Annotated in this window: 11 protein-coding genes; 7 read left to right on the top strand and 4 right to left on the bottom strand. The window is 59.3% G+C overall.

Features of this window, described 5'->3' with window-relative positions:
- Positions 1-479 precede the first annotated feature (479 nt).
- Both VYJ16_RS18595 and VYJ16_RS18600 read left to right on the top strand, forming a co-directional pair.
- Positions 480-878, top strand: a complete 399-nt coding sequence (locus VYJ16_RS18595; RefSeq protein WP_336351821.1) for a DUF8030 family protein — start codon at positions 480-482, stop codon at positions 876-878.
- Positions 879-1,050: 172 nt separating this feature from the next.
- Positions 1,051-1,725, top strand: a complete 675-nt coding sequence (locus VYJ16_RS18600; protein ID WP_336351822.1) for a helix-turn-helix domain-containing protein — start codon at positions 1,051-1,053, stop codon at positions 1,723-1,725.
- A gap of 71 nt (positions 1,726-1,796) precedes the next feature.
- On the opposite strand, the gene VYJ16_RS18605 is transcribed toward VYJ16_RS18600, so the two are convergent.
- Both VYJ16_RS18605 and VYJ16_RS18610 read right to left on the bottom strand, forming a co-directional pair.
- Positions 1,797-2,609 (bottom strand): DUF6036 family nucleotidyltransferase, encoded by an 813-nt coding sequence (locus VYJ16_RS18605; RefSeq protein WP_336351823.1) that lies wholly within the window; start codon positions 2,607-2,609, stop codon positions 1,797-1,799.
- Positions 2,606-3,529 (bottom strand): helix-turn-helix domain-containing protein, encoded by a 924-nt coding sequence (locus tag VYJ16_RS18610; protein ID WP_336351824.1) that lies wholly within the window; start codon positions 3,527-3,529, stop codon positions 2,606-2,608. Before VYJ16_RS18610 ends, VYJ16_RS18605 begins: the two co-directional genes overlap by 4 nt.
- A 388-nt stretch (positions 3,530-3,917) precedes the next feature.
- Between VYJ16_RS18610 and VYJ16_RS18615 the strand changes: the two genes are divergently transcribed.
- Complete coding sequence (locus VYJ16_RS18615; protein ID WP_336351825.1) at positions 3,918-4,289, top strand: hypothetical protein; 372 nt, start codon at positions 3,918-3,920, stop codon at positions 4,287-4,289.
- Entirely contained in the window at positions 4,286-4,855 is a 570-nt protein-coding gene (locus VYJ16_RS18620; protein ID WP_336351826.1) for a hypothetical protein, read from the top strand. Before VYJ16_RS18615 ends, VYJ16_RS18620 begins: the two co-directional genes overlap by 4 nt.
- Before the next feature lie 56 nt (positions 4,856-4,911).
- On the opposite strand, the gene VYJ16_RS18625 is transcribed toward VYJ16_RS18620, so the two are convergent.
- Entirely contained in the window at positions 4,912-5,208 is a 297-nt protein-coding gene (locus VYJ16_RS18625; RefSeq protein ID WP_379762811.1) for a DUF3006 family protein, read from the bottom strand.
- Positions 5,199-6,650: a lamin tail domain-containing protein gene (locus VYJ16_RS18630; RefSeq protein ID WP_336351828.1), complete on the bottom strand. Its 1,452-nt coding sequence runs from the start codon at positions 6,648-6,650 to the stop codon at positions 5,199-5,201. Before VYJ16_RS18630 ends, VYJ16_RS18625 begins: the two co-directional genes overlap by 10 nt.
- Positions 6,651-6,863: 213 nt before the next feature.
- Between VYJ16_RS18630 and VYJ16_RS18635 the strand changes: the two genes are divergently transcribed.
- The 3 genes from VYJ16_RS18635 to VYJ16_RS18645 all read left to right on the top strand — a co-directional run bounded on the left by VYJ16_RS18635 (position 6,864) and on the right by VYJ16_RS18645 (position 11,680).
- A complete protein-coding gene (locus tag VYJ16_RS18635; RefSeq protein ID WP_336351829.1) occupies positions 6,864-8,558 on the top strand; it encodes a hypothetical protein in 1,695 nt (564 codons plus the stop codon).
- A gap of 106 nt (positions 8,559-8,664) precedes the next feature.
- Positions 8,665-9,525 (top strand): GIY-YIG nuclease family protein, encoded by an 861-nt coding sequence (locus tag VYJ16_RS18640; RefSeq protein WP_336351830.1) that lies wholly within the window; start codon positions 8,665-8,667, stop codon positions 9,523-9,525.
- A gap of 1,159 nt (positions 9,526-10,684) precedes the next feature.
- Complete coding sequence (locus VYJ16_RS18645) at positions 10,685-11,680, top strand: single stranded DNA-binding domain-containing protein (RefSeq protein WP_336351831.1); 996 nt, start codon at positions 10,685-10,687, stop codon at positions 11,678-11,680.
- Positions 11,681-12,049 lie beyond the last annotated feature (369 nt).

The raw sequence follows: 12,049 nt of genomic DNA on the forward strand, positions 1-12,049 counted from the left end.
GTTCCTCCACAACCGGGCTAAATTGCCTGAGGTGCCTTATTTCGGTGTCCTCGGACAATATTGGCGCTTCTAGAAACCTCTCAGACAATCTCTCGTCGCTAGAGGTACCGAGGACGACTTTCCGGTGCTTAATTCGTTACCCCGGCCACAATATCAGGTGTGTTTTCTCCAAAGGAGTGGGGGTATCGGGCTGTCGTGGGGGTGTGTGCGTGGCGGTGTGCGTTGGGGGTTGGTGGGTGTGTGGTGGGTGGTGGATACCCGGGGTGTTGTATCAGGTGGGTGATGGTGTATAGGGTGGGTTGGTTTGTTGGTCTCCGGGCGGGGGTGGAGAGATGAGTAGTGATCTTCGTGGTACGGGTTGTGGTGCATCAAGTAGTGAATATCTCAGTTCTGTGACTGACATGGTGGGTGGCCTTTCGGGTGGTGGAGTTGGTGAAGTAGTGTTGAGTTCGGGGGTGTCGAGAGACGGTGTTCGTACGGTGCACGAGCTCCCGTTCGGTGTGTCAGGTGAGAGAGTGCTTTCGCTAGTGGAGCACCTCTTGGTGGATCTCGAGTACGAGCCGGTGGGAGTGGCCTATCGGCGCGGCACGGTGGGTGGTGTGGAGCGGATCGAGTACGTGGCGGTGCCGGGGTCGAGTGGGGAGGTGTTCGAGCGCCATCGGTACGTGCCGCGACATGGTTGGGTGAGTGAGACGGTGAGTCGGGCGACGGTTCGGGAGGATTTGGTGACGGTGTGTCATCGCGACGAAGACGCCGTGCTCGTGGTTCGAAATCGGGAGTCGTTGGAGAGTATCCGTGGTGGGTTCGCGCTCCGGGCATGGCAACCGGGCGGTGGCGACCACGATGGTGACGGGAGCGCTGGCGTGGCGGGAGTGTAGTCGATGCGGGTCTGGTTGTACTAGCGAGAAGCGCGATGCTCGAAACCGCTCGCGAAGAGAAGGTGAGTTCTTGGAATCCATCCATCACGTCGTTGAACCCACTATCTCCTGCCATCGAACTCACACGAATAGTAACTACTTTGAGTGTTGCACAGATATATGCAACTATAGGATGTACGAGGGATGTGGCAAGAAGGAACTCAAGGTCCTCCTTGCGCTCGACGCGGGTGATTCGATCTCGGGTGTTGCGCGGAAGATCGACGAGAACCGGGAGACGATCCGACGTGTCGTGAACCGTCTCGAGGACGCTGGATACGTTGCGTACGACGGTGGTCTCCAGCTCATCGACCGGACTGTTCAAGACGCCGGTCTTGAGTTCCTTGCGGCGGCAGCATCCGTCTCGCGACCTACGATTCCTGAGGCGTACGTCCTCCCGCAGTTCGCGAATATGGAGTACGCGTATACTGCCATCGATGCGGTCTACGTCTGGACGCACGGTGGCTACCAGGTTGCTCGCAACCCAGATGATTATCCGCTATTCATTGCCGTCCACGAGTCCGACCTTGACGCCTGGGCGGCGTTCTTCGACCGCTTCGGTATTCCGACTGCAGAAGAACGCCTGCCCGCTGAGGACCTCGATGGCGCCATCCAGGTCGTTCTAGAGCCACGAACACAGATCGATACCGAGATGGTCGACGGATACCCCGTCGTCCCACTTCAAGAAGCGGTGACGTTTGCAACCGAATACGACGCGACCTTCGAGCCGGCTCTTGAAATGCTCGACCGGATGTACGACGACGTTGATACTGAGGCAACCTATCGGATGGAGTCACCTACGAATGAGTAGAACCGCTCAGAATTAGACTGGACACATGACGAATGCTACGTAGGCTGGCTTGTCTTTCTACCCTCTTGCGGTCAAATATTCGTTGAGCGATGTTCTATGCGTCCATCGGTTACCGCGACAGCGTCTTTCTCTTCCAGACGCCTCACAATCTCCTGTACGTCCGCTGCAGGCCAGTCGAGTTCCTGGTACAGGTCAGTTACCGATTTCGGTTCATCGAGTGCGTGCAGCACTTCGAGTTCCTTGTAGACGCGCTCGGTGATCTCTGCAACTGGGTCGTGCAATGGTGTCGTTACGTTGTGTTGTTCGGTGAGATCGGTTAACGCTTCGTTCACGTACGTCACGAACAGCTCTTGGTCTAGGAGTTCGACCTGTGTCTCGAGTTCTGCTTCGACGATGTCGAACGTGAGACCGGTCTGCATCAACGAGAACATATCTTCGATGTCGTCGACTCGACCGGCGACCGCTTTGAACAGGAAGATGTCTTCTGTACTCACGAGTTCGACCACGAGATTACCCGGGTCAAGGTACCGTTCGCTCCGTTCACGAATGCCTGGAGACAGCATCAGTTTGCCGATCACTTGTCGGTTGAAGATGTCGATGCGACACCCATCCTCGTTCTCGAGGATTCGCTGGGCGCCGAGTTCTTCGTACTCTTCGTCCGGTTCCTGGACGATATCGTATCCCAGGTCGAGGAGCACTGCTTGTAGCTGACTTAGGTCGTTGCCGGAGGAGACGATGAGGTCGATGTCTTTGGTCGTTTCTTTGAGTCCGCGAAACGCCATCGACCCACCGCCAATCAAGAAGACGGTGAGTGGGTTGTCGAGCTGCTGGCCGATGCGCTCGAGTTCTGAACGGATGTACGCGCTATCGAAACGCGCTCTCATAGTGACACCTCGTACTCGTCAGCCAGTTCCTGGAAGTCCTCCCACTCGGGGAGTCGAGGCGTCCGCTGGGCACCGCTGGTGTCGAGATAGGTACAAAGCTCGACGACGGTGTCGTCGACGCCGTACTTGGTGGCTTGGGCTCTTAGTTCGTCGCGGTCGATGTTGACGTGACTGAGCAAGAGTAGACAGTATGACTGCGTTCGTGCGCCCGAATCAATCACGAGCATGTGGCAGCACAACCTCTCCGGGGAGAGCTCATTCGTTGTCTCCGAGTAGAGGTAGTATCGACGGTCACGTGCCAACAGCGGGAGGCCATATCGCTGGAACTGGTCTGGCCCTGTTGGAACGAAGTGCTCCTCGCTGATCTCAGTCGTTGTCTGTACGAGGAACTCGTCGAGGGATTCCCACAGGATGGTGTAGGTATCAGCCTGTTCTTCGACAGTCTGCCGGTGAGTGTGATGGGCAAGCTCGCGAGCGAATACACTCAGCTGTTCGAAGCCGTCATTTAGTGCATACGCACCGTCGTCAGTTTGGTAGATGAGTCCGCGATGCTGAAGTGGGGCAAGCGCACGGTGGACGGTGCTTCTGTGGACGTCGGCGTGGCGTGCGAGTTCGGTCGCGGTCCGTGGGGTATCGAGATAGTAGCACACTCGAAGGGCTGCTCCTGACAATAACTCCGGCCAGTCGATGTGTGAATACTGCTGGGTGAGGTCCGTGAGTAACTCGAGTGCCTTGGTGTCCGACAGTCGAATCTGCTTTGTCTTCCCCCGGCGGCGTGTCTCGACGAGGCCAGCCGTTTCGAGCCGTTCGACGAGTTCTGAGGTGTAGCTGAGACTTCGATTGATATTCGTCGCGAGTTTAGAGACGGTTTGCTCACCGTGGAGAGCAGTGAGGGCGCGAATCTCGCCTTCCGTGAGCATACTGTTGCAAAATACCAAACCAAGATATAAATGACTTCGGTATTATGCAACACAACAGGAGCTTAGAGACGAATACCCATGCCTTCGCATCATTCGACTACAATCGCCACCCCGCTTGTGTTGTGCCTTCTCCGGGAAATCAGTCTCGGCAAGGCTAGCGAGCGCGTTGGCCGCTCACGTTGGGATATGCAGATCGTTCTCGAATCGTTCGCCGTCGACACGTGACAGGGATTGCGGACACTCGAGGAGCCCACTGCGGACGCTGCTGTCGAATTCGAACTCGAATGAGGGTCAGATGTCCTGTGGGTATGCCGCCCCGAATCGATGTGCAAAGCTTGTGCATGCGGACGCAACACCTATGATGCTGTGTGCAATACTTGCACATGAGATGGGTGCGAGTGACGAACCACGACGGGTACACTTCCAATCCCCGGAGTACCTCGTGGAACGCCTCGATGCAATCGCGGATCTCTTCGACAAGGATCGAACTGACCTCCTCGTGGAAGCGATTCGCGAATACCTCGAGGAGACCGCAGAGAGCGAGACGTTCCAGGAGCTCGTGGCGACGAAGTACTACGACGACCAACTCGAGTTCGAGACGGTCAAACAACTCGTTGGCGCCGAAACCGCCCAACGCCTCCGGCTTCTGAAAGCGGACTTGGAGGGTGAACCACTCGACCTCGCGGCACCTGACGACGTCGACATCTATAGCGAGGACGTGACGACTGCTGGTGACGACGATTCGCGGGAGACGGAATGAGTCGGTCGCGTCTCCAGACGGTCGTTGCGGATACGAGTGCACTCGTCAGTCTCGCCGTCCCAAGCGCTGCCCCGAACTACGATACGACGTCGAACCCTGACCCCCTCCAGTATCTATTGACGTCGTGTACGGTTACGGTGCCCCGCGAAGTCGTCTCGGAGCTCGAAACGCTCACACAGTACCAGGATATCCACGCTGCTGCCGCCGCGAACGTCCTCGCCGCCAGTGACTACTACACGGTCGAAGACCCCTACGAACGAGCCGACGCATCAGATACACGCCCGACGTACGGGCTCGACGCCGGCGAGACTGACGGTATCGTCCTCGCGAACAGTCTTGCTGTCGATGGCTTTCTCACCGACGAGTTCGGCGGCACGAACTTCGCGCTCATCCACGCCGTCCTCACCGGACCTCGAATCGTCCCCACCCCTCGACTCATCTGTGACTACGCCCGCAACAATCACATGACGCACGACCACGCCCAGACACTCCTCACCACAATCGGTTCCCACCGGAGCTGGGAGAACAGTCCATACGTCACCCAACTCCGCTCCCTCCTCGACTAGCACTCTCTTGGACTCGCGTCGAGCAGACGCGTCTCTGCCAGGTCTCCGGAGTTTCATTACGTTTCGTCGTCGCTTGGTGGTCGACTCGATAACCGATCAAAGCGATTCTGGGCGGCCTCTTGCCGGTCCTCTGTCTTTGCAGGCTCATAGCTCCAGTCGACGACCGCCTCGTCTCGAACGATGACTGTGAAGAGGGCGTCTGCGTGCCGCCCATCCTCAGGGAGGTCACTCGCCTCCCGGACGTCGCTGGCGACGTCCTCGCCATCCTGTTCGTAGAAGATCGTGGCGAGCCCATCCTCGATCGAATCCACGACCGCCGTGTAGGTGCCGTCATCGAGGTCGATCATTCGTATGCCTCCTCTAGCACGATATCGCCTTGGCTATTCCGCACGATTACGGTGTCGCCACCATTGTTCCAGATTGGCGAGCCACTCCCCCAATAGAGCGCGGCGGTGGTGTCAGCGCCACTTCCTGTGTAGAGGGTAAGCGTCTCCCCTGGCGCGAGCGTCGTCCCGTCGGGGACAGTATACGTGTGACCTGCTGCATCCGCGATCGTCCACCCCGAGATGTCGAGCGTCTCACTCCCGGTGTTCTCGAAGACGAGGTACTCGTCGTTGAGATTCTCTCCATCCGACCCTTCGGCGTCCGCATGCACCTCCCGGAGGACGAGCTCACCGTCAGCCACTGTGGTTGTACCGCCGTCCGTCGCGACCGCCGTCGTCGACGAAGGCTGGAGACTACGCCCGTTGAGGACCGTGCGTTCGACAACCGCACCGCTCGACCCCGGTTCGACAGCGTCACCATCCCGAAGTCGACCTGGGGTCGTGGGCGCGTCAGATTGCGTCCGAACGGACACTCGCTCCCCGTCACTCACCAAGACGATATCGCCGTGTGTCGCGGTCCAGTACGCTGGGATATCTCGCGTGCTCAAGCGCTGGAGCATCTCCTCAGTTGGATGCCCGTACTGGGAGTCATACGCGCTCGAAATGACCACGGTCTGTGGCTGGACTGCATCCAGCAGGCCGGGGCTCGTCGACGACGACGACCCGTGATGGCCCGCCTTCAGGACCGTCGCATTCAGTCGCTCACCGTACTCCTCGACCAGGTATGCTTCCTGGTCGTCCTCCGCATCGCCCGTCAAGAGCACACTCGTCGTCCCATAGGAGAGTTTCAGGACGATACTGTTCTCGTTACGCGCTTCACTCTCCAGATACGGCTCCGGTGGGCCGAACACACCCACATCGACGCCCTCGAATTGAACTGAATCACCCTCCCGTGTCTCATACAACGTCACCCCATGCTCTTCGATTGCATCGAGGTACTCGCTATACGTCTGCGTACTCGCCGCAATCCCCGGATCATAGACCGCTCCGATACCGTCGGCCTCCGTCTCATAGTACTCGATGATCGCCGCATTCCCACCGATATGATCCGCGTCATTATGCGAGACGACGAGGTGGTCGATGCGGGTGATGTTGTGCGCTCGCAAGTACTGGAGGACGTGCTCGCCATCGTCCTGATAATGCCCCGTATCATACACCAACGTCTCTCCCGTCGGCCCAATGACGAGCACACTCAACGACTGCCCAACATTGATATAGTGAACCTCCACCGATCCGTTCACACCCCCACCCCCACTACTATTCGTCCCCACTCCAGACGTCGTCGTCACCGTCGACTCCTCCACAGTCGCATCCGACTCCGTCTCCGTCACCGGCACCGCACTCGAACACCCAGCCAACACCACCACCAACGCCACCAAGAGCACACGGAGCGAGCCGCCCGAATCTTGCATACTCACCCCTACAACACCCACGCATAAGACCCTCAGCCCGCCCTATCCTGTCGACTATTGCAACAGCTGGGGTACCTTGAGGCGGTTGGAATCAAACGAGGAGCTTCGAAGTCGTTGAAGCCAGACACAACAAACTATCAGCTGAAATCCACCGTAGTGCGGTCACAGTGGTCGCCGATAGAGTCAATATTTAATACCCGAATTCATTATATGATGGCAGTTGTTCATGAGTATGTCCCGAATAGTTCGAAATCTGGGTTCTATATTCGGGACGGGTTTGATGGAAAAGTCGTCACCTATCAGGTCTCAGTCCCTGCGGAAAACCTTCTCCGAGCCTTGGACTTCGAGGACGGTGATTCGCTCCCAAATGAGCTCTTTGGTGTTTTAAATAAACTACAGCTGATCTACACTCACCACTCAGGAGTCGAACCAATTGAATCTCTCAAAGAACTCTCTGACCTCGACAGCGAGATCGGAGTGCTGGAAGCAGAAGACCGCGAAGAGATGCTGGAATACCTCCTCAACCATGTGAAACTAGAGGACAACGAGGAGGCTGAGATCCGAGAGTATGCAGCGGACCACGACATTTCTCTGAAAGAACTTTCAACAGCCAAGTCTTCGGATCAGCGTCCAGATACCGACGACGCAACCCCGGGCCACGAAGATACTAGCGACCCCAATCGCTCCGCAACCAAGCCCCCGTCACGGTATTCAGGCAAGAATCTCGGCAGTCCAGAGATCGAGTGTGAATATTGTGCGGCGGAGTTGAACGCTGTCGATTATCTGAATCACGTAAAACTCTTAGGTGGAACTCATTCCGAACCTGGGGAGTTCCCAGATGACTTCACTCCTGGCACGGCCACGGTACTCAAAGACGCTGGAGCAGATATTATTTATCCAGAAGATTCTGATGACGGGTATCGCTACTATCCCGTCTGTCGGTGGTGTGGACAGCGGTTCTTCCGTTTCCCCGCTTTCGAGATTCATCTGGACAGTAATCGCGAGGGGAAGGACTTACAGGTCCATGAGATGAATCCAGAACGCTACTCGCGGCCTGTGTTACTACCCTTTGATGGCGATGACCTTGCAGTGTCTCGCCAGATTCTCGCTGAAGGATTCACCGACACAGCACTTTCAGACATGTCCTTCGCGACTGATTCCTTGGGGCGTCCCCCGAATGATTGGGGTCACGAGACGTGGCGGGCAACTGAGTCCGACACGGAACAGTCCGAGCGTAATGCAGGAAGCCAAGGACCCGCCACGGTTCCTGAGCGACGTGAGGCATACGAGAAACGGTGGCTGTTAGTCGGACTATCGCGGTTCTTAAAGATTCTTAGTAAGTATACTGATGATGAATCGATTCGAACCGAACTTACTCAACAGCAGGAGACAATAATCGACAGACTTCACGAACTTCGAGCAGAGACCGAAGATACCAGTCTCTCACTCCGTGAATACCGTGAATCATGGACTCAGCCGCAGGATGGGTTGAAAGTACCAGATGAACTGCTTGATGAACTCTTACCTGGGAAGTATCGCGGAGATCTGTATGTTCCGCCTGGCTATTGCTATCCAATTGAGAGCGTCTACGACCGAATGGAGCGAGCATGGATTGAACAACAATTCCCAAGCGGAAACGAGAGTTCACCATCCCCACACACGTCTGACACAGCAGTTCCAAACCAAGAACAGAACGGGACCGAAGAGACGGCGGATTCAGGTTCTGTCATGGTCTCACTTGACGTGATTCAAGATACCTTGGAGACCTTTCGAGCACACGAAGACGCTAAACGAGAATCCTCGTGGTTCCACGCCGCTGAGATTCTCCGAAATAATTTAGATCAAGACACCAACAAACAACTTCAGTCCGATTCCGAAGCTACACTCGAATCCGACACATCTCAATGAATCGTCGTAGATGACAGCCCCGGGCAGATTGGAGATTGCCGGAACCAGCTTTGCTCTGTCTCTCCCAATTGCTTTTAATTCGCTATCCGTCTAACCCCGAGTAGAGATGGTGACTGACGCAGGGGTGTACGACGAGGACTGGCTTGATCTTGAGTGGTCGCCGTGGGTGAGTCTCGAACCCGAAGACGAAGCATTAGGCATCTTCTCGACAGACCCAGGGCTCTATCGCGTCCGACACCCAGCGTACGATGGCCTCATCTATATCGGTGAAACCGGGCGCAGCCTCCGTGGCCGACTCCGCGCCCTCATCCGAGGTGTCTTCGACGACCAGATGCCGTACAGTGACCCACATACTGCATCCCCCAGTCTCTGGGCAATCGCAGACCGCCACGGCCGTGGGTTCGAAGTCTCAGGCACCACAACCGAGCACGCTGCGGACAAACACCAACGGAAAGCCATCGAAGAAGCCCTCATCGCACGCCACCGCCGAGACACCAACACGAACCTCATCGGGAACTTCGGCCGCATGCCCCCCGGCTACACCAAATCCAGATCCAGATCCACCGGCGACCGCGGCACCAAATCGCCCGACGCCGACCGAGACTACACCACCGGCGTCGACCCTCTCCCATGGACCAACGCCACCGACGTCCTCGCCCCAGACTGGATGGGGCTTGACTGGTCAAACCCACGCCCGCTCAGCGACGTCACAGACACCGTTCCACCAGCCCCCGGCCTCTACCGCATCTGGAACCCCAACACCGCACCGCCACTCGAATACATCGGCCAATCCGTCACCCTCAAAAACCGCCTCACTACTCACCGCCGCAACCGAGACCCAACCCTCCACTTCTCATACACCCCCCGCCCGGAGAACAACGAGAAATTCCAACTCAGCCAAACCGAATCCGAACTCATCGGCGCCCACTGGCTCGCCACAACCCACCCACCAACCGACCAATTCTAACAACCCAACTACACACTCCCGTCTCAGGGACCCCACGTAGCAAGCCCTCAGCCGGCTCGCGGCCGCTCCGCGACATATCCGCGCTCCCAGCCAATCGCGCGGATAGGGGTCGACGGAGGCGACCACGCCAGGGGCGCGAGCCGGCTTCGCCCTTGCATCCACCAGGCCTGCACGAATTCGGCCGAGCGTGTGACCGCTGCAGTTCGGGTGTGAACAAAGACAGGCCGCCCGGGCTGGCTTTCGTGGGGTTGACCGCCGGTCGGATCGGTTCCGCATCGGCGTTTCCTCGCGGCGGCCGTCTCGCGAGTCGACGCGCACGCGCTGAGCGCGCGCACGGATTCCATGTCGACCCCATGCGGGGTCGTGCCTCGTCGGCCGCCGCGAGCGCTACGCCTCGCACGCCGCCGACCGCCGGGCGGCGTGCTCGCCCACGGCGCGTCCGCCACGCCCACCCATATCCTCCAGGCTTCTCTCTCGGCGCGCCGCCCCGCGGGGTCGCGACAGTGGTCGCGACTGCCGTTGCGTTCACGACGCCCTCGACTCCTCGCCTGGCGGCGAGATTCTCGACCGTCGTGACGGACGGGCCGGCGCGCCGTCGGAGACACCTCACCCGTCCGCCGCGGCCGACACCCGTGGGGTGCTGGCCGCGACGCACGGGGTTGCGGTGCCACTTCGTGGCTTCCCGAGGCGCTGTCGCGCCGGGGGTTCCAAAGAAAACCCCTTGAAGCGGTCGATAGCTCGCGGTCCGCACCGCCCGCGAGCGATTCGCTTTCCGAGCGATCTCGACGCCCGCAGTCCGCCGCGGACCGGACGCGCCCACTACGGGGGCGCGTTGCGCTCCGCCGACGGCCTGCGGGGTCGAGACGACCAGCATCAAGGGGTTTGTCTTTTCGAAACTTCCAGGTGTGGTTCCCGGGGCGAGAACAGCCCGCAGGGGCCGCCAGCAACCACGTGGTGGGCGGTCGACCAAGCGCGTACTCGGCGCGAGGACGTGGTCGGTCGTGCTGCCAGTTTGTGTGCCCCACGGTGGGGTGAGGGGCGACGTGGAAACGCGTGGCTCAGCAGTCGTAGAAACGAGGCGTGGTGATGACACGCCTCAAGCGGAATCCTAAGAGGAATTCCAATGTACGATACGAGTGATTTCGGTAAGACGGTTTCGGTGGCAGAGAGCGAGACTGACGAGTTCACGCGGTCGGTGCACGAGGCGACGCCGCATCTGCGGGAGACGCCGGTAGCGCAACAGGTCGAGGACCCACAGGGCGTGCTCGCGAGTGCGGCAGCGGAGACCGAGCGCGGTGAGGAACTCAGACCCTCGAACGCCCAGGAGTTCCAGGGCGAACGCGATTACGACTGGAGTACGCGCGCTGGTCTGGACCATCCGTGGGGGGCGACGCTCGCCCAGGAGGAACGGCGACTCGCCGAGGAACGGGAACTCAGAGCACAGCGTGAGCGGGCACTCAGAGCGCACGATGCGGGCGTGGACCGTGCGGGGTCGAGTCGCGTGCAGTGCGAGGCGGAGGCGCGTGAGCAGCGAGTGAGGATGATTGAGCGCGGGCAGAGGGACGAGGTGTCGTCGATTCGGGCGGACCCACGGTCAGAGCTCGACGCGGGCGCCATCGGGGAGTGCAACCGGGACGCAGACAGGTTGTCGAGTGCGCGGTCGTGTGCGCCATCGCGAGCAGCACTGAGTCGGATGCTCGCCGAGGAGCGAGCGGACGGGAAGGGAGCGCTCGCAGCCCTCCTGGCGGTCCAAGAGCAGTTGGATGAGATGAGTGGCGTCCCACGTGCCATCGAGTCGTTCGAGTCGTGGATGGGGAACCCGGGATACGACGTGCGGGTGACGGTCGAAGCCCGCGTCGAGACGCTGTACTATCCACACTCGACGAGCCAACAACAGGTCGCTATCCTCGACGATGGAACCTCGAAGGCGAAGTTGACGGTGTGGCGAAGTTCGCTCGAAGACACCATCCTCCGCGAGGGCGACCGGGTGCGGGTGACGGGCGGCCTCGCAGGATGGTACTCGGGACAGGCGCAGGTGGCGGTGGACTCGAAGACGCGCATCAGCGTCCTTGAGCGCGGCGATGGACCAGCGACCCGGCGGAGCGACGGCACCGTCTTCGGCGCCAAGTACCACAAGCGCCAGAACCAGGCATAGACCCACAGCACTCTTTTTTCGCTGTCGACCACCTCCCCGCCCACCGCTCCCGCCCCCTGGCGGGGGCGGCAGCCACAACCCCGACGACCGCACCACAGTGACCGCAGAAAACCCATCCACACACGTCGAGGTCGCGCGCGAAAAAGCCCAAGGACCGCACGACACCACCTCCCACCCGCCTCCAGGTTCCAGGCGACTCACCCACCGGGTAAGTCGCCGGGCTTTCCCTTCCGTCACCACGGCCACCTTTCAGATCCTGACAACATTGGGCGCTGGGTAGAGCGGTTCAGTACAGCACGACGGACTGGTTCTATCCACAGACCTAGCGCTGAATCTCCTGGTAAGTAAGATTGCGAGTTGAACACCGGT

It is taken from the genome of Halorubellus litoreus, assembly GCF_037081675.1.
GTDB lineage: Archaea > Halobacteriota > Halobacteria > Halobacteriales > Natrialbaceae > Halorubellus > Halorubellus litoreus.

What these genes read in the sequence shown, in the direction of transcription:
- VYJ16_RS18600 (WP_336351822.1), top strand. Translation starts at nt 1,051, where the DNA reads ATGTACGAGGGATGTGGCAAGAAGGAACTCAAGGTCCTCCTTGCGCTC.
- VYJ16_RS18605 (WP_336351823.1), bottom strand. Translation starts at nt 2,609, where the DNA reads ATGAGAGCGCGTTTCGATAGCGCGTACATCCGTTCAGAACTCGAGCGC.
- VYJ16_RS18610 (WP_336351824.1), bottom strand. Translation starts at nt 3,529, where the DNA reads ATGCTCACGGAAGGCGAGATTCGCGCCCTCACTGCTCTCCACGGTGAG.
- VYJ16_RS18615 (WP_336351825.1), top strand. Translation starts at nt 3,918, where the DNA reads ATGGGTGCGAGTGACGAACCACGACGGGTACACTTCCAATCCCCGGAG.
- VYJ16_RS18620 (WP_336351826.1), top strand. Translation starts at nt 4,286, where the DNA reads ATGAGTCGGTCGCGTCTCCAGACGGTCGTTGCGGATACGAGTGCACTC.
- VYJ16_RS18630 (WP_336351828.1), bottom strand. Translation starts at nt 6,650, where the DNA reads ATGCAAGATTCGGGCGGCTCGCTCCGTGTGCTCTTGGTGGCGTTGGTG.
- VYJ16_RS18635 (WP_336351829.1), top strand. Translation starts at nt 6,864, where the DNA reads ATGGCAGTTGTTCATGAGTATGTCCCGAATAGTTCGAAATCTGGGTTC.
- VYJ16_RS18640 (WP_336351830.1), top strand. Translation starts at nt 8,665, where the DNA reads ATGGTGACTGACGCAGGGGTGTACGACGAGGACTGGCTTGATCTTGAG.